This window comes from Celeribacter sp. ULVN23_4 (genome assembly GCF_054788345.1).
In genome coordinates, this window is the sequence record NZ_JBTVYO010000001.1 from 236,816 (window position 1) to 255,198 (window position 18,383).

Annotated in this window: 14 protein-coding genes and 1 tRNA gene; 5 read left to right on the forward strand and 10 right to left on the reverse strand. The window is 53.3% G+C overall.

The genetic code is table 11. The annotated features are described in order from the left end of the window. Nucleotides 1-17: 17 nt before the first annotated feature. The 5 genes from ACYBHZ_RS01145 (at nt 18) to ACYBHZ_RS01165 (ending at nt 4,227) form a co-directional block, all read left to right on the forward strand. Nucleotides 18-671 carry an ABC transporter ATP-binding protein gene (locus ACYBHZ_RS01145; RefSeq protein ID WP_460272345.1) on the forward strand — a complete coding sequence of 218 codons (654 nt, stop codon included), beginning with the start codon at nt 18-20 and terminating at the stop codon, nt 669-671. Further along, nucleotides 655-2,418, forward strand: coding sequence for a capsule biosynthesis protein (locus tag ACYBHZ_RS01150; protein ID WP_460272346.1), 1,764 nt, complete (start codon nt 655-657; stop codon nt 2,416-2,418). Before ACYBHZ_RS01145 ends, ACYBHZ_RS01150 begins: the two co-directional genes overlap by 17 nt. Nucleotides 2,419-2,606: 188 nt before the next feature. Continuing rightward, nucleotides 2,607-2,681 (forward strand) — tRNA-Gln (locus ACYBHZ_RS01155). A gap of 191 nt (nt 2,682-2,872) precedes the next feature. Then, nucleotides 2,873-3,427, forward strand: coding sequence for a metallophosphoesterase (locus ACYBHZ_RS01160; RefSeq protein WP_460272347.1), 555 nt, complete (start codon nt 2,873-2,875; stop codon nt 3,425-3,427). Between the two features lie 260 nt (nt 3,428-3,687). Next, nucleotides 3,688-4,227 carry an AAA family ATPase gene (locus ACYBHZ_RS01165; protein WP_460272348.1) on the forward strand — a complete coding sequence of 180 codons (540 nt, stop codon included), beginning with the start codon at nt 3,688-3,690 and terminating at the stop codon, nt 4,225-4,227. A gap of 372 nt (nt 4,228-4,599) precedes the next feature. Here ACYBHZ_RS01165 and ACYBHZ_RS01170 read toward each other — a convergent pair whose 3' ends face one another. From ACYBHZ_RS01170 to ACYBHZ_RS01215, 10 genes are all read right to left on the reverse strand, one after another. Further along, nucleotides 4,600-6,114, reverse strand: a complete 1,515-nt coding sequence (locus ACYBHZ_RS01170; RefSeq protein WP_460272349.1) for a helicase-related protein — start codon at nt 6,112-6,114, stop codon at nt 4,600-4,602. Between the two features lie 146 nt (nt 6,115-6,260). After that, nucleotides 6,261-7,130, reverse strand: a complete 870-nt coding sequence (locus ACYBHZ_RS01175; protein ID WP_460272350.1) for a DEAD/DEAH box helicase — start codon at nt 7,128-7,130, stop codon at nt 6,261-6,263. Next, complete coding sequence (locus ACYBHZ_RS01180) at nt 7,123-8,001, reverse strand: HamA C-terminal domain-containing protein (RefSeq protein ID WP_460272351.1); 879 nt, start codon at nt 7,999-8,001, stop codon at nt 7,123-7,125. The genes ACYBHZ_RS01175 and ACYBHZ_RS01180 overlap by 8 nt, the downstream gene beginning before the upstream one ends. A 538-nt stretch (nt 8,002-8,539) precedes the next feature. After that, on the reverse strand, nt 8,540-9,121 hold the full coding sequence (locus tag ACYBHZ_RS01185) for a recombinase family protein (protein ID WP_460272352.1): 582 nt from the start codon (nt 9,119-9,121) through the stop codon (nt 8,540-8,542). 312 nt (nt 9,122-9,433) lie between these two features. Further along, a complete protein-coding gene (locus tag ACYBHZ_RS01190; RefSeq protein WP_460272353.1) occupies nt 9,434-13,330 on the reverse strand; it encodes a hypothetical protein in 3,897 nt (1,298 codons plus the stop codon). A gap of 533 nt (nt 13,331-13,863) precedes the next feature. Next, nucleotides 13,864-14,991 (reverse strand): restriction endonuclease, encoded by a 1,128-nt coding sequence (locus ACYBHZ_RS01195; RefSeq protein WP_460272354.1) that lies wholly within the window; start codon nt 14,989-14,991, stop codon nt 13,864-13,866. A gap of 465 nt (nt 14,992-15,456) precedes the next feature. After that, a complete protein-coding gene (locus ACYBHZ_RS01200) occupies nt 15,457-15,903 on the reverse strand; it encodes a hypothetical protein (protein WP_460272355.1) in 447 nt (148 codons plus the stop codon). A gap of 96 nt (nt 15,904-15,999) precedes the next feature. Further along, complete coding sequence (locus ACYBHZ_RS01205) at nt 16,000-16,371, reverse strand: hypothetical protein (RefSeq protein ID WP_460272356.1); 372 nt, start codon at nt 16,369-16,371, stop codon at nt 16,000-16,002. Nucleotides 16,372-16,491: 120 nt separating this feature from the next. Beyond that, nucleotides 16,492-16,884, reverse strand: a complete 393-nt coding sequence (locus tag ACYBHZ_RS01210) for a hypothetical protein (RefSeq protein ID WP_460272357.1) — start codon at nt 16,882-16,884, stop codon at nt 16,492-16,494. A gap of 24 nt (nt 16,885-16,908) precedes the next feature. Beyond that, on the reverse strand, nt 16,909-18,078 hold the full coding sequence (locus ACYBHZ_RS01215; RefSeq protein WP_460272358.1) for a hypothetical protein: 1,170 nt from the start codon (nt 18,076-18,078) through the stop codon (nt 16,909-16,911). Nucleotides 18,079-18,383: the final 305 nt, after the last annotated feature.

Genomic DNA, 18,383 nt, shown 5'->3' on the forward strand with positions numbered 1-18,383 from the left:
ATCGAGGCGGGGAGCAGATGCTCGAATTTGACAATGTCAGCAAGTCCTTCTGGACCGGGAAGCAGCGCAAGGTGATCCTTGACCGCGCCTCTTTCCGTGTCGAGCTTGGCAATTCTCTCGGCATTCTCGCACCGAACGGCACCGGCAAGACCACCATCATCAACATGATGTCCGGTCTGGAAAAACCTGACGAGGGCGAGATTAGGCGCGGCTGCCGCGTCTCCTTCCCTCTCGGTTTCATGGGCGGTCTTATCGGCAAACATACGGCTCGGGAAAACGTGCGTTTCATAGCGCAGCTTTACGATCTGGACCCCGATTACGTCGAGGCCTTCTGCCGCTGGCTTTGCGATCTCGACGAATATTTCGACATGCCCGTGTCAAAATATTCCTCAGGCATGCGCTCTCGCTTGTCCTTTGCGCTTTTGCTCGCGCTCGATTTTGATATCTATCTGATCGACGAGGGGATGCCCGCCGCTGCGGATGTGAACTTCAATCGCAAGGCCGGGAGCATTTTGCGCGAACGCCTTGAACGTACAACGATTGTTGTGGTCTCCCACCAGGCGGAGACCCTTGAAAAATTCTGTCGCTCTGCCGCCGTCCTCAGAAACGGCAGGCTCTATATGTTCGACACTCTGGAAGAGGCCAAGGCACTTTATGACTACGAAGGTTAAAGCCCAGAAATTCCGTGTGCGTCGGACACCTCGTGCGGCGCAGCAGGCAGAGGCGAACAAGCCAGCCGAAGGTGTCGTGATCGAACCCGGCACCGCCGACGATAAATTGTTCGACAATAGCGCTGCCGACGACGGGTTCGGCGATGTCCCCTTCCCCGGATCTGCTGCGGCAGATCAAACCGCCCCCAAAGGCCCCGCATCGCGCAGACTGTCGAAAGGCACCGTGGCCCAGTCTCTCAGCTCGGGTCAGACCAAGAAGGTGTCCGGCGGCATGAGCGGCGAAGTCACCCCCGCTGATGAGGCCTCGATTGACGCAGAGATTGATGCCATCCGCCGCGAAGGTCTGACCGGCCGCCAACTCCGCATGGCGCGCCGCGTCGCCCAAAAACATGGGATCGCAGCAACCTCAGATTTCGACGCCGTACGCCTCTTGCGCAAACAGGGCATCGACCCGTTCCAACGCAGCACCATGCTCGACATGGTGACGACGGACAAAGAAAGCTCGAACGCCCTGACCACAACCGACGGCCCCAAACTGCCCAAGACCGTGGACCACAATAGCAAACTGCCGTCCAAGGACATTCTTGAACGCCTGAGCCGCGAAGACGAAATCTCGCGCATTCAACAGGACATCGCGAAACGCCGCCAACGCAAAATGCTGCTTCTGGCCGCGCGACTTATGGTCTTTATCGGCATCCCGACCCTTCTGGCCGGCATCTATTTCTACACCATCGCAACGCCGATGTACGCGACCCAATCCACCTTCATCATCCAGCAATCCGAAGCTGCATCCAGCTCGGGCGGGTTCGGCAGCCTGCTGCAAGGCACCTCTCTCGGCTCGTCGCAGGATTCGATTGCGGTTCAGGATTATCTCACCTCGCGCAACGCGATGCTGCGTCTCGACGCCGATGCCGGCTTCAAGGCGCATTTCTCTTCTGACGCCATCGACCCGCTGCAACGCCTGCCGGAAAACCCGTCCAATGAAGCCGCCTACAAGGTCTATCAGGACCGCGTGAGCGTCGGCTATGATCCGACCGAGGGTCTGCTGAAACTGGAAGTGGTGGCAGCCGATCCGCAAACTTCGCAAGAATTCTCGGACCTTCTGGTGAAATACGCCGAAGAGCAGGTCGATCATCTGACCCAGCGCATGCGTGAGGATCAGATGAAAGGCGCTCGGGAAAGCCTTGAAAACGCCGAAGCCAAAATGCAGGCGGCACAGGAAAAGGTCGTCGAACTGCAAGAGCAACTCGGCATCATCTCACCCGATGCGGAAACCGGCGCGATCATGTCGCAAGTCGCGGCCTTCGAAACCCAGCTGCAACAGAAGAAACTGTCTCTGCAGCAGCTGCTCGACAACACGAACCCGAACCAAGCGCGTGTAGACGGAACCCGTGGCGACATTCGCCGCCTTGAGGGCATCATCACCGAACTGCGCAATCAGCTGACGGATGCAAACAACGGAACAAGCTCTCTGGCCCGGATCACGGCGGAACAGCGTATGGCGGAGGTCGATCTGGCCACGCGCCAAACCATGGTCGCACAGGCCATTCAAGCATTGGAAGCGTCCCGGACAGAGGCAAACCGCCAAGTGCGTTATCTGTCCCTCTCCTCGCCCCCCGTGGCTCCGGATGAGGCAACCTACCCACGCAAGTTCGAGAACACTTTGCTGGCGCTTCTGGTCTTTTCCGGCATCTACCTAGTGGCCTCTCTGACCGCCGCCGTTCTCCGCGAACAGGTTTCCGCCTGATCCGCTTCGAACAGATCTCAAGCCATCAAACAGGAACGCCCCGGATCATTTTTCGGGGCGTTTTTCTATAAAATCATTCCAGCATCGAACGCCGACCTGAGCTGCGGAAAAATCTTTTCCCGATGACAGTTTTTTTGTCGAAAAAGGGTTGCGCCCAGCGCGGGGACGGACTAATTAGCCCCCCACGTTGGGGTGTAGCCAAGTGGTAAGGCACCGGTTTTTGGTACCGCGCACCGTAGGTTCGAATCCTACCACCCCAGCCATTTCCTCCCAGTGTGACGTTCGCCGAAGATTGGAACCTATCCGGTTCTACTTTGCATCTTGCCCGGGCAAGACTGGCATCTGCTGACATTCCGAACGTCTCACCGTCGAGAATCCTTCTGAACTAACAGGCATTTGCGCCGGTGTGATCTCGTCCCTAGACTGAGGTCTGACGAACACGGAGGGCACAGGTATGGCCAACTGGTATTCGGCTGACCTGCACTTCGGCCACCACCGCATCATCGACTTCTGCACGCGTCCCTTCGCCTCAACCGCGGAGATGAACGCGGCCCTGATCGCCAACTTCCAGGCCCGCGTCGCCCACGATGATGATCTCTGGATTTTGGGAGATTTCGCCTTTGGCCGCGCTGATGATACTGCACAGTTCGAGAGCTGGTTTCACAGCCTTCCTGGTCGCAAGCATCTGATCATCGGCAACCACGACGATGAAGCGGTCATCTCTCTTCCATGGGCAAGCGCCGAGTACATGGCCGAGATCCAGGACGGCGATCACAGCCTCGTCCTGTGCCATTATCCGATGATCACTTGGAACGGCGCACGCAGAGGTGCCCTGCAGCTGTTCGGCCACGTTCACGACCAATGGGCAGGCTCACGAAACAGCATAAATGTCGGTGTCGACCAGTGGGATTTTCGACCGATCCAGATTGGAGAAATAGCAAAGCGGGCAGCCCGTATGCCGGTTAACAAGCATTGGGCGGATGTCGAACATGGAAACGAGCTTCTGTAGACCAGTTGAACGGGTGGCATCTCGGACCAGCTGGTTGAGCGATTGCATGGTGAGCGAGAGCTCGGAGGTTCGATCTCGCAAGGGCAGCTCGCATCGGCGTTGAAAAGCACCAGATAGTTCTGCCTTTTTCGTCAGGGGATTTGCCTCTACCGCGCAGACCGGTGCTGTTTTTCTTGAACAAATCCATGCTGCCTTGATCCGCACCTTTCGGCGTGTCGATCGCTGCGCAGTCCTTCCCCTGTCAAACCCGAGGGTGGCCCATGAGCGACCATTTCTTCGTCGTGACGGGCGGTCCCGGTGCGGGCAAGACCAGCCTCATCACCGAGCTCGCCCGCCGCGGCTTTCACACAATCCCCGAATCCGGTCGCGCCATCATCCGCGAGGAGATGCAGAGCGGCGAAGACGCCCTCCTCTGGGCGGACCGCATGGCCTATGCCGAACGGATGCTTGAACGCGACCTCCGCGCCTACGAGGACGCTCAGGCGCTCTCAGGCCCCGTGATCTTCGACCGGGGCATTCCCGACATAATGGGCTACCTGACCCTCTGCGGCCTCCCCGTGCCGCCCCACGTCGCCGCAGCAGCCAAGGCAGCCTGCTACAACGCCCGCGTCTTCCTAGCGCCGTTCTGGGATGAGATCTTCACGCAGGACACCGAACGCAAGCAGACCCGCGCCGAAGCCGAGGCGACCTGTGCCGTCATGCGCGAGACCTATACCGCGCTCGGGTACCAACTCACGGAGTTGCCGCGCACCGACATTGCAAAACGCGCCGACTTTGTCGGTCACCAACTGGCCAATTGACCGTCATCTTCAGGTGCTGCACCGAAACTGCTGAACAAGACAAGTTAAGCGCTCTCTCCGGCTTTCTACGGCTTGAGGTCCTCGACCCCTTTTGACTTCATTATGCAGCTTCGGTCATGTTGCTCCACAGCTCCGCCACAGCGGTCACCCAGATCGGCCCACAACGAGGCCGCCAACGCCGGTTTGCCAGCACCGTTTTGCCGGGAATTTGAGTATAATACATATCTCTACCGGTCCACCCGTCGATGGCCTCTCATTGTTAGATGCAGCGCCAATGACTATTAGGATAGTCAAGGCTCAAAAGAGTAAACGGATACAAGTAGATACCACAAAGAACAGGTCATAAGCGGTACGTAACCCTAAAACGACGCCTTAGGCGGCCTGAAAAAGCCGCCTAATTTCCCTTGCGGAAGCTGAAGGTATATCAAGAGCATCCACATTTTGACGCCTTACCCACAGCCGCGCCTCCTCTTGAGACATATCCCCCCTTCGAGCCAATCTTTGAAGCTGAGTCGAAGTAAAGCGCGACAATCCTAATCCGATAAAGCTCATCATCGATACAGAACTGGCACCCATTTCTAGGTAAAGCGGAATTGCAGGTATCGATTTAATGCTGTCCTCATAGCCATGTTTTCGCAGCGCAAACTCGAGCACTGCATTATAGCAAGAAAACAACCTCACATACTTGAATCTAACATCATTCTCAATCTCCGTTAGAGTCTTCCTGATAACTGTCGCTGTGTTGGATTTAATTCCGTTATCCTGATTGTACTTCAGGTTGGCATCAATAATCATTGGCAAAGGATCCCCGCGCATCCAGCGCCGAATAAGCTGGGTGAAGTATATTGCCGACTTGTCTTTCTTGGGTAACTTAAGAATTTCCTGATGACACCGTTGCAGAACGGCAATGTAGCTATGGTATGCGTTTGGGTCTCTTGGGTGTTTGGGGATAACATAGTCAGGCCCTTTGGACTTGAGGCTTTTTTCCAATCTATCGAGCAGAGATTGCTGCCTGTAGATGGAAACCGTGGGCGCAGAAGAAATTGTCCTTTCGTCCAACTCCACTGAATCGAGCGCCTGTGCTATGGAATTTTCTAACTCAATCTTCGTCCGGCTGCCTTCATCCAGCCCAGCCCTAGACAAAGCATCACTTAACCGACCTCTCATCTGGTCCTGCACAAGCTTCACGAATGTATTTTCATACTCGTCCTGTACTCGAGGGTCGGGCACGCGGTCCCTGTCTCTAATGTACTCGATCAAACCGTCAGCTTGACTAACCAAATGCGATAAGAGTGTTGGCTCAACATCCCGATCACTAGAACCTGATAAAGGGTCAGACTCCCAGGACCCGTAATCAATAAGGAAGATATTGCCTGAGAACTCTTTTCCCAAGCGACCAGCACGTCCTGCGAGATTCCAAAAATCAACTGATGATATTGGAGCTTCACCTTTTCGCGGATTATGGAGGAAGAGGTTTCGAGCCGGCAGATTCACTCCCTGCAGCAATGTACTGGTAGTCACAAGATAGTTCAAACTGCCTTCGCTAAATGCATCTTCAATGGCCTTGCGCACCAAGGATGGAAGGCGGCCATAGTGGTATCCAACGCCCTGTCGTACGAACGACGCCAACTGAAAGTCTGGATGTACGGCTTCCTTTATGAACTTCGAAAGCTCTTCTTGGGCAGCTGTCGGCGTTCTTTCCTCAACATCACTCAGCCCAAAAGCGATCTCCTCACACTCACTTGGGCCATATGCATAGAAAAGGCTTTGGCCGGCACTGCCTAAACGCAGACCCAAATTCACTAACTTTGATTTGTGATCCAGAAGAGGCTGATCGCACTCAACCGTGCCAAGCTCAATGGGTTGCCCATCACTCCAAAAAGACACTTTGGCGCTATTTTGAGGAATGTGGCCTGTATTCAGAAAGAAGATGTTCTGGGTTACCGTCGGCTCATCGGTCGAAACTGGAATGGCCAGCCGTGCAAACCCATGAGCAAGCTTTTCTGGGGCAGATAGGTTTGGCCCAGCAAATACTAACTGACACTCCTCAAACTCTCTTCGATGACTGCGGAAAGCAAGACCCCGCGCGGTCCATCCCCAAGGTTTTGCGCTTCATCGACCACAAGAAGCTCAGGAGAGAGACTTGGATGGGCGGACAATAAGAGTTGCATTCGCTCTTGAGTAACGACAAATACAGCCTTTGCGGGCAACTTCCCTTCCGACGGGATGGGAGTTGTAATCAGCTCAACATCAAGACCAGAATTTACTAGCCACGACGAAACATCTTCGGAGACCTGAGTGATCAACGCTCGAGAGGGAACCAAAATTGATGCGTGAGATATCCGCTTCTCTTCGAAGAGTTTTCTTGCATAGAACTGCAAAACGAACGACTTGCCGGCAGATGTCGGCGCGGATATCCCGATAGTTTTCTGGGAACTTAGCTTGTTCCATAGTGCGACCTGAAAATCTGTTAATGAGAAATCCTGAGCGCCCAACGTTACGGAGTTTTGCTGTCGACGGATTGAATTCTCCGCAATTGTTCTTTGCGGCAAAGAGAATTCACTGGCCTCGTAACGCCGTTTCGCGAATTCCATCGCCGGAAAGTTCCCTAGACGACCCAGTGCCAGCAAAAGGGCATATATTGATCCTGGATGTGAATCCGATGCGTACTCGGATATCCCAGTCGCGATTTCGTACGCGCGCTTGCGCAACTCGGGCCGCTCCGAGCACGCCAGCGTCAGCGCGCTGGAAGTCAGACGACGAAGCATCAAATTGAGCTCACCGTCCTCGCCATTAGGCTCTTCAAATCCAAACATCTCTGAGAATAGACGATTTCTGAGATTGCTTGTATCTTGCTGAAACCTCGGGTTGGACCAGATCCGCTCTGCCAGCTCTTCAATCATTTGGCCAACCTATTCTGCTCTGAAACTTGTCTCGAAAATCTTGAGCCGAGGGAACTGGAACAAGAAAGAACTCAAACCTAAGCTCTCCCATGCCGCGATCTTGAATCTTTCCGGGGAGAGATTTTAGAAATTTTTGGGTGGCCTCGTTCACGGCATTGGTGAACTCCTGCTCACTGTTGTTGGTTGGAAAATCAAAAACCAGCAAACACGCAAAGACAGTGACGCACTGATTGTAGTCCTCGCTGTAGGGGTCAAGATAGTTAATGAAGGCCTGCTTGGCCTCTACGGTTGCGGTGTTGAAATCGGAGAAGCTTGACACGATTGGAATTTCGAACTCCTGGCCGCCCCCATCCATGAAGTCTTTGATCGAGTTCATCGCGCTAGCGAAGGCGTTTCCTAGCGAGTTGTGCGCCTTGGACTCCCCCCAGTAGAGAAGTAATTTTTTCGTGTCTTCATCGAACTTTGCATGAATTCCGTCAGTTCCGTGTACCGGCATGTTATTGTTAGTTTTAAGATACATTTTGGATACGATCTGAGGCGCCCCAAGCAGCCATTCGACCAAAACGAAAAGCAAAATTTCGCCAGCTTCTCCTGACCTGTGGCTGCCCTTCTTCGCTTTTATGAAGAGACTACGAGCGCGCTCGTGTAATTGGGTCGAAATCTGATTGACTAAAACCGGATTATTTTCTGCGAGTGCTTTTTTCATTCTTGCATGAACGGGTACGATCTCAGATCGCGGCAAGCAGAACGATACAATTTGATGGTACAAGACCTCAAGAAATTCGTCGAACGTCTGCTTCCCATCTTTGAATGCTATATAACTACAGCGGACATCAATGCGTTCGCCGAGTTCATCGGTGTCATATGACAAGTGTCGTATTCGACTTGATAGGCTTTCGAAATTGCCTACGAAACTTTCAAGTTGTTCTGCTATTAACATTTTTCTTGCTGGAACCTGCCTGAACTAAGGCGTGCTACGCTCATAGTTTAATTTTGAATCAACACTTCAACAGTTTCTACCTGCGATCAAGAGCGACATACGACCGCCAACATCTCCGCCGTTCTCTATCTGTTACTTCCTTACCCAACATAGCCTCCATAACTCCATGCAGCGCCCACACCATTCCCCGCCTCATGCTGGGAGCAACTCAGGATGCGAGACTTACATTTAAGACATTGTTACACAATAACTTTTACGGCGCTCAGGGAGGAAATGTCGAAACACCCAAACGACGACTTTCGACGCTCAATATCACTATTCGTTCAGCAGCTTCCTACCGAGGATCGCAGGTTTTCCAAATCACCCACAAGATTAGCCGTCCTCAGCGAACGGCTGTTTGCTCCCAGGCGACCTCTTGGCTTTCGCCGGTAGAAATGACCACGAAGGGCAGGACCGGAGACCCTCAGCATCAACGTTTCGACCCCTGCCGTGCCAGGGTGCGGTAGATGGTTGGACGAGAGACGGAGAAAAGCTCGGCCAAGTCAGAGATCGAATACTCACCAGTCGTGTGCATCTTGGTCAGCTCAGCCGCCTGCCGGCCGGTAAGCTTTGGCTTCTTGCCTCTCAGCTTCCCTTTGGCGCGGGCTACCGCCATGCCCTCGCGGGTGCGAAGCCGGATTAGGTCCGCTTCGAATTCGGCGAAAGTCGCCAGCACGTTGAAGAACATCCGTCCCATCGGATCGTCTGGATCATAGACCGTGCTTCCTAATGCGAGCCGCACCCCGCGCACAGCTAGCCCGTCGGCGATGTCGCGCGCGTCCGGCACTGAACGGGCCAGCCGGTCGAGTTTGGGCACCACCAGCGTGTCTCCCGAGCGCACAGCGGCCAGCGCCTGGGCGAGCCCAGGCCGGTCGCGGTTGCGTCCGGTCAGCCCGTGGTCGGTGTAGATTCGCTCGGAGTCGACGCCAAGGATTTTCAGCGCCGCTCTCTGCGCGGCGAGATCCTGAGCGTCGGTGGAGCAGCGGGCATAGCCAATGAGGAGGTTCGTCATGCGGCAACTGTAACGCAACCGCCCCCTTCAACGATAAATAAAACGTACCACTCTATCGAGACAAAATTTGCGCAGTTGCAGCATAGCTAGAGGCCACATGAGGCCCGTCCGTTGAACGATCCTCTTACGGACGCGAGTAAGCCGATTACCAGGGCAGCACGATCCATGTCGCGACTATGGGACGTCTAGCGGAAAGGGCGGAAACCGGTCATTCGCTGCAGATGCCAACGGTTAGGACTTAAACGTTGGGAGCAGACATTGAGCGGCAAACAATTAACCGGCGGAACATATTATTCAGGGCGTTATGTCAGATCACTCACCCTTTGAAGGCTCTTCGAAGCGCGTTTCAATATCCGTAAATGTGATGACTTCCACGGAGTGCTTAACGGCCAATTCCGCAAAAATCAAAGGAGTGGGTTGGCTGAGCAATAAGACACGCTCCACTGTCTCAATCTCCATGCCAACATAGTCGCCCACCTTGTCGAGATTCGCCTCAATCTCTTCACATCTGTTCAAGTGCTTTTTGAGGTCGTCTGGCTTGCCGTTACTCTTGATGATGCCTTGATACTTCGATAACCGATTTGCGACTTCGCCGATTGTCTTATCAAAAGACAAATCTTTGCATTCTATGATGAGAAGGCGCTTACTCGCCTTATTCCATGCCAACACATCAACATCACCAAATGTCTGTGATTTCGGTCTGTTGAAGATTTGACCATCCGATTGATTAGGCTTGGCTTCCCAGCCGATCTCACCGAACTTCTTCGCTACAATGCTATTGAACTCTTCTCCCATCTCACCATTGATTGCGTCCATCAACTTATAAAGCTTCCCGTTCGTTCTGAACATGTCATGCGAAAATGCGCCTTGAAGCGTATTCGCATAGAACCGTTCCAAGTGCTGGACGCACATTGCGGGAGCGATCATCAGCACTGGGTCTTCTTCATCATTCAACTGGATAATGGGTTTCGTCACCAATGACAGTTGTCGTTGAAATCGCCACGGATGCCAAGCGTGGTCAGGATAACCGTCTGACACGTCAGTCCATGATGGACGCGGTTGAAGCGTAAAGCTATCGAGACATTTACCGATTTTTTCATCGTCAAGTTCGATGTCCTTCCCGATCCGTTTGACAAGAGCTGAGCGTGCCTCTTTGACGATCGGCTCGCGATCTGTCTGCAGGATCATCCAAAAACCGCCGATAAATCTGAGAAAATCTTCGGCGCTGAAGCCGAACTCATCAAGCCAAGCGCTCTCAAAGGCATCCTTATCTTTCTGTTCTTTCTCGGAAAGATCGGGCGGTCTTTGGCTTACTTCCTTGGATTCGTAGCGAGAGGCGTATTTTCTCTTCTCTCCTGCGAGGGAGTGTGCGGTAAAATGCTGACCAAACGGTCTTATCACGGAGTCACTGAACCCGTGGTCCATCATGACTTCACCAGCGGGTGAGATCACAATCTCTGGCGGCATAATGCCCGCCAGTATAGCGGCGCGGTATCCGCCCAGATGATGTATTTGTGAGGCATCAGCAAGCAGTCTGTTGATGTCCATATCACCAGGTTCGAAGCCTTTATACAAAGGGGCTTCGCATATGGCAGCCTCAGCGATGATCCTTGAGGCCATGCTCCCAGCAAACAGGCGTCCGATTTCTTCGGACGCATCTTGAACCGCAAAATCATCTGTATCACTCAGTGCCTCGACCGCACCAAAAGTGCGCTTCCACACGTCGCTTTCGTGCGAACATGACTCGTGATTTAGCAATGCGCGCCCAAGCAAAGCTTCACGATCAAAGTTTGCCACCTGTTCCTTGAACCGAGTAGCAAGCACATCAAGCAACTGAGTTAGATAAGCGGCACACGGGCCTTTGCCTTCAATTTTGTGACCGTCCGAGCGGTCGCGACACGACCATCCTAGTCCAATCCGTGTGAAGGCATCGTCTAGCTGTTCAACGACCAAAGGCGACGGCAAATGATCACGAACATAGTCGCGTAAATCTGGTTCAGCGAAGGCGTGTAAGTGCCGCGCTTTCTCTGACTTCACCACTGACCAAATCAGTGTTTCGAGCTCATCGGCATTCAGCTCGCGCCCTTGCGCCTCAACACAGGCGTTGATCAGTGCCCCAACAAGTTGGCGCTCTCCGAAATTGTCCGCACGACGACCTGCCGACATGAAGCCCCTCTTGACATCGATGACAACGTCCACACCCTCGGATTGAGTGCCCGAGCGTCGCTCAATCAGGGAAACAATTTCTTCATCGGTTGGTCTTGGTAGGGTCCCATCAATCGCGATCTCATCGTCGCCAAAAGCGACATGGTGAGACATCTGAACACCCTGCGGCGTCTCATCTTGTGCATCAATCATGCGAAAAACTTTCTCGGCCCAATGCATGGTCAAAGAAAGCAGTTGATAAGCGCTGTGACGGTCCAAGTCATCTTTGGTGCTCACGCTTATCCAATATTTCCCCTTTTCACCAAGATAGACATTTCGATATTCCCCGTCGCGATAGCCAGTCACGTCAACATAAAATGGCGATAGAGATCGCGTACCGTATCGTGGCGTAGCATGTGCGCGTTGCGCTTCTGCAAATGTACCATTGGGACGTTGCAAGGTCCGAATGTCAGACGCTAGATAGGATTCAATCCGCGCATCCAACAAGCTATTTGTTGGGATATGCATCATTCCAGGACGGTCCGCAGCAACAAAATCATGCTCCAACTTCTCATGTTGGACGATGTGTCCATCGTTATTCATCATCCACGCCCACAAATTAAAAATGCCGTTTACATTGATCAGGATGATATTCTGTTCTGACACGGCGTCTTGAGCATCCAATATCTTGAATAAGTCAGTCGTCTTGAATTTAGGCATGTCATGAAAAGCAAGAGCATCATGAGGGGGCATCAAATCAATGCGCCAGTTGTGAGGGAGTCCAGGTGGTCGAAATCCTACGTATCGACCCCAGCCGCATGGAATAACAAGCGTCAAGCCCTCGCGGAAGTCAGACGCCTCAACGCATTTCTTATGCGCTTCCTCTATTGATTTCCCTACATAGTCCGAAATCGGGTCTACTGGGTTCGTGCCGATAAATGTTTCTTCTGTGAAGCCCTCAAATCCATCAACAAAGAACAAGAGGTGTAGGTATCGCCCTTTATCCAGCTCCTGCACGAGTTGTGCGGCATGGAACGGGCCACAATACTGCATCTGAAGTGGCGGAGGGTTTTTCTTGAGCAAGCCCTTATTGGCAAAGAGTTGCACATACGCATTGGCAAGCGCTCCGTGCAGTTCTCTTTCCATGTCCATCCTCTGACATATCGTTATCATCATGTGGCGGATCGCCGTGCCGATCATCGTTGGGTGGAAAACGACCAGTTCATCCTTATGCAGGATGAGAGGATGCCAATCCAATGGGCTATGACCAGGCATATGGTCTAGCAGACCTTTCGCGTGATCTTTCTGAATGAAAAAGGGCTCAAGGGTTGACAGATCAATCGCATGGGCTCCAAGTGCACTCTGCGAGAAGACGACCCTTTGGCGTAACTCTCGCCACGCCTCTGGTGAAGGTTTGCCAATCCCTGATCTCGGTGTTGTGCTCCCTACATAGTATGGCGGGACACCAAATCGTTCTGCGATCAGCTCGGATAGTGTGAGGATCGAGCGAACACCATTCTTCATCATGGTGTAAGGTCCGCCATTCGGCATGTCCTGTAAGATCGTTAAGAACAGTTGAGTGTGGAAGCGATTGCCTTCTGCACTTCCCTCAAACAGTCTATATTGCTGCCCTTCAAATGTGACAGGTGCAACAAATACATCTTCGGTGGCGTCCTCTTGCCGCCCGCACGTCCCCTTATCGAGTGCGTTAAACCAAGCTGTTACATTCGTGGGCGTAGGACGAGATTTTCCTTCTGCATGAAGGAACGCTAAGTGGATAAGGACTTCCAAACGATAATGATTGGCCTGCAACTCGGGTATGGTCATCATGGCGCCAATAATGCGCAAGCAATTTACACGACCATATTTTTTTAGTGCCCTAAAGATTGCTTTGTATTCTTTTGAGAAATCCCCAAATGTTTTGCTGAGGGGAGAACCTGCGAAATTTTCTAGGCTGAAATTCTCGCCAAGATTTAAGCTCGCCATTGTTGCTTCAGGCGGGCCTGATTTTCCTTTTATAAAATCAGAGATCAGCTTTAAGAGATCATCATCGTCTTTAGACACAATACCCTCGCAGGGAGTTGACATATACGCATTTTCGTTTTCCGCGAAGGTCGGCCTTGAGGCCACGCACGCAGCATACTCTTAGCACTTGGTCGTCGGTTCTTAGAGGGTCAGTGGAAACAGTTCTTGGGTTTCGGATTTGTCAGCAACAAGTACTGAGCGTACTCAATCATTCAGCGTTCCCCTATATCGTTCAGCACCAACGAGCACCTACAACATGTGGCCGTTGGGTGGCGTCGATTCAACCGTCGGGGCCGACCTTACCACAACGTGGAAGTCATTATTCTTATGAATGGCTGCTTTGATGGGCCGCGACGTAAAGCCGGAACACCGTACCCAATGGCAGCAAAGGGCCGCCCCTGCCGGGCAGACCGCTGACCTGGGCGTCCAGCACGCCGCGCTGCCGCAAGACCGGTTCCAGCCCGCAGCCAACATTCATGCGAGCCGTTGTATTCGCTTGGGATCGGCCCGGAGTTCGAGCTGGCAGACCGTGAGAGGGCGGTGCTAATTTGTTGCCCTCCAAGTCCCATTGACTATCTCCCAATTGCTAGCAAGTGGGTATCGAGCAATGTTTCCATTATCTCCCCCGGCGGCTGGGCATTGTCTTTTTCGTCGAGGAGTCTCCCAAGCTGGTTTCGGCTTAAATCGAGAACCAATTTTCCTGTGTCGCGAAGCGCTCCGTGTGAAGCGCGTCTCGCCGGTTCGTCAAAGCCTTGAGGTGAAATGATCACCGCAACACCACGGAGAGCCTTTGGGTAAAGATACTTCTCAGTAATGTGGATTAAGTTTGCACCGACAGGATCTTTGTAGTTCTTGAACTCAAAAAGAATATGCCGACTGCCGAAATGCTCAATCAACGTGCGACAAAAAACGTCGCCTCCTTGTATTTTCGAAATGGCGTCAAATCTGCTATCATCACCAGCGACAGGTTTCTGCTTATCCCAGTTACCCAAAACGCCATCGAAAACGTACTGCAGCGCTTCGTAGCAAACATCTTCAAACAAACGCCAGTTTACACCTTTACGGCCCGAAGCAAGGGTTTGCATGTGAGTTTTACCGGTTTCGATTTCGAATAGTTCGCGCTTCAAGTCAGCGCCGCGGGTCGACGCTTGAGGGACTGACTTCGGACCTCCTCCCTGCGACTTCTTCGCTAGCGATAGAGTAATTGTGGTGTTCTTTGCCCTCCTTGCAGATATGCCGGAAGCATCAAAATCACCTAGGGCAGACGACAATTCATCGTCCATTTGGCTGATCCGCTCACGCAATTCAGGATCTGGAGCAAGCGCCAAGAGGTCCTCGATTCCGAGCAGTGTAACATCTGCATCGAGTTCCAATGTGGATGATATATTTTCTCGATAGAGATTGGTCACGATCATCGCATGGTCAGCTTTACAAGCAGCTTGAGCGTTTAGGACCTGCGCGATCGCCTGCTTGGCATTTGGCAGATGCCGGTAGCGTCCCCGATAGAGCTTCACCTCGACAACTGTATTCACGTTGCCGCTCCAAGTGACCAATAGGTCAACCTCTATCTGCGAGGACCCAGTTTTAACTAGTAGGTTACGTTCTACCTCGAAGTTGTTCGCTCGGAATATATCTGCGACTAATTCTTCAAACGCCAAGTATCTGCTACGCGCTTCTTCCCGCCTGCTACGGTCCTCCATACGTCCTCGCTTGTTAAATTTGGCCGCTCCCGGTCCCGTACTCTTAACGCTCGAACATGCCCAATCACAATATGACAAGCGGTTTGATTGCCACGTAAAGTGCAAGTATTTGGTGTTAGCGTCACCTGACCTGGTCAGAAGAGCCCGGCTCTGCTGACCTTGGCCTGCCAGATCATGCTGCACAATGCCGCCGATGGCCGGTTTGGGAAAGTTGCACCGCGGCAACGGTGATCTTTGCCAATGCCAGCAGAGGGCCGTATCTGTCGGGCAGCCCCACTCACCTGGGTGGCCAGCACGCCGCACCGCCGCAGGTCCGCTCCGAGCCCTTCAACGACATTCGGGCCAACCGAAGTTTGGCGGAGGAGTTTGCGGACGCAGAAAAATGTCCCGCCATCTATGCTATCTCACGCTGCGCTGCGGATGCGACAGATCGGTCATTCGTGCATTTTGCAGAATCTTAAGAAGCTAGCCCTTGAGCAAGTCCAAGATAGCCGGGACGAGAGCAATGCCAGCGATTATAAGCCCTCCGATCGCGATCTTCTGGTTGCCTCTAGCACTCCTAACGTCGTCCTCTCGCCTTCTCTCTTCAAGCAGTGCACGGCGAAGTTTCCGACGCTCGTCCGAAATCAAATACTGACTATTGCTCAATCTTGATACGTCCCAAGCGTGCTTGTCGCTGTAGGAGGGCTTGGGGAGATGGAAAGTGTCAGCGTCGTGCAAAACCAACCTGCTTTCAGCGACTTCAACCTCCTCTTCATAGTAGCATAGGATTTGGCTTCTTTCCTCGTCCCATATCTGACGGGCCAGCGGCTCGTCTTTACCCCTAATCAATTCACTTATTCTATGGCGCTCCTCAGCCACTTGCTCTTCAGCTTCATTGAGAGCCAAAACAAGTTTGTCACGGATGGTCATTCTGTCACTCTGAAGACTCGTCTATTCCAGTAATAGTCTACACATTTTCAGTTAACTGGACTCGTTAAGGCTGAAATGACTTGCAGCACGGATTGATCATCGGGCTCGCGCCTCTTCGATTAGGCGTTGAAGGTAACTCGTCCGGTCTTGCTCCCCCCTTTGCTGATCAATCCAAACCCAAGTATCATGTGGCAGACTCATGCGCACCCAGGCCTGCCCGCTGCCCTCTTCTACACGCCGATAATGAATGTTGTGAACTCTACCTGTCGGAATATCAATGTCGTCAACGCGAAGAATTTGCCCTTCTCTTACTTTGCGACGGAACCATGAACCGAGAGCATTATGCTGGTTTTCAACTACTCCCTCAGGCCATCCACGTTGAAACAGTTCACTCAGCGTAAATTCGTCATTAATGGGGCGATCTTCAATAAGGCGATTTATATAAGCAATGTGCTGGTCGAACGGCATTGGTGATCCTTTGTTTGATGTGTCACTGATCTGCAACCTCGCCTCGCGCAACCAACGCTCTATTTGGACTTGTCGCGCTTACGTGCCGATCTATCAAGTCACTTATGCAGCCTGTCGCTTTCATGCCAAGGCGTTTTGTCTTCCCTCAATGAGGGGCGGCGGCATTGATTGTAAGAGCCATTGATAACCGGAAAATCGCGCCTTCTGCCCGACGGCGTGTGTCAGGTCCTGCACGCCGCGCGCCACATGAGCGGAGACATTCGCAACTTCGCTGTGACTGACATTGCGCATCACCATCAAGCCGCTTTTCGCGATCCAGGTGAGCGTTACCGATACTGCGAAGGGTTTCTGCGCGATGCCGCGAACGGTAGTCCGCAGTATCGACCTCTGACCGCTCAAAATGCTGCGGCATGCACGAATGGCGGATTCGGTGAAGCTGCGGTGCAGCGTTGGCTGCCATTGTGAAAGGCAGGTCTGGGCCGGGAGCGAAGGACTGTCGCAGATCCCTTGCACGCAGGTGGCGCTCCTGGGGGCCGTCTACGGGTCGTCCATGCCCTCGGGCGGTGAAACACTGCGGATGCTTTCGAGGAGTTGGCGAAAGACCGGATCAGAGTAGCGGTGACTTTTGAAGAAGTTCGCGAATTGGCAGATCAGCTGGATGTTTCCGCGCAGGTAGCCCAGGTCGGAATCTATCCGATCGGCAGAGACGAGAAAGTGTTTCTCGAAAGGGGTCCTCGGCTCTCCGTCGTAGAGCATTTGGCAGCCCGTGAGCGCGCAGGTCCGTCCCCTTTCCATCAGCTCGGCAATACGTGCCTCAAGCTCGGAGGGAGTCATATCGGTCATCTTGTCCTTCACGCGTCGGAGTTCGAGTTGACCACGCGAGGTCTTCACGGTGTCCAAGATGGTTGAGACTATGCGACGATGGGCCTTGTCCCGGGCCGCGGTAACTAGCGCCCCGCCCCGGTGCGCAATGCGTCCGTCCTCATCCGGCCGGTTCCAGGAGCCGATTACCCAGACAAAGCTGTGAGCGTCGATCAGGCGGACGTCTGTACCCGTCTGACGGGTGAGCTCTTCGCGGATGGCCAAAAGATGGGCAATGAACGCTTGGTAGTTATCCCAAGAAGCGCGCCCCTTCAGTTTGAGTTCTGCGCCGATCTCTACAAGACCTGCCTGAAGCCCACCCGGGGCAACCGGAACGAAGCGGTTTATATCTTTGAGAAAAAAGAGGTATCCCAAGAGCGGATAGTTCCTGCCCAGCATGCCTCCGTCCGAGAGGTCGGTAAAAATCCGAGACTCGTCTCGACGATCCAAGTAGAGATCGCGCAGGAGGCGCTCAAATTCCAAACGCCGTCCACCACCCTCCGAACGGATATCGATGAGCGCTCGGTGGGACACCGCCGGAGGCCACCAGACAAGCAAATTGTTCTGCTCGATCCCGAGACCCTTGTCCTCTTGGATCTCGATCGCATCGATCACACGGGCGGTTATCGTCCCCGATCCGGGTGCCAGGTCTTCCCAGTCGGATAGACCAAGGCGCCCGCGAGCGATCTCATGGTTTCGCACCTTGTAGCCCTCTTCATGGTCGATGAGCCCCGAATTGAAATCGGTGAAACCGTCGCCCCCCGAACTTCGAGCGGCGAGAATTGTACGAAAGATCTCCAGCCCACCGGCAATGCCTTCGGCGGTCACCTTGGGTGTAGTGTCCATTCTTGATTTTCCATTGGTTATGCCAAGAGCCTCACGTCATTAACAGGCTCTATAAAACCGAGAGACCCCATTTCGCGCAAGGGACCGGGCGACGCGCGAAGCGAGGCCGATCCTGATAAAGTTTCGTACGCTGGGGCGGCTCATTCTCGAGCGCCTCGTTCGGCTTTTCACATAGGCAGTGAATGTCTGATTCTGCGATCGATATAGCGACAGACGAAGCTGGATGAACGGCAGCTAATGGGATGTACCGGCTGCTTCCCCCAGCAGGTTAGGCTGTGCCTATGTCTGCAAGTTGGAGAAGTAGC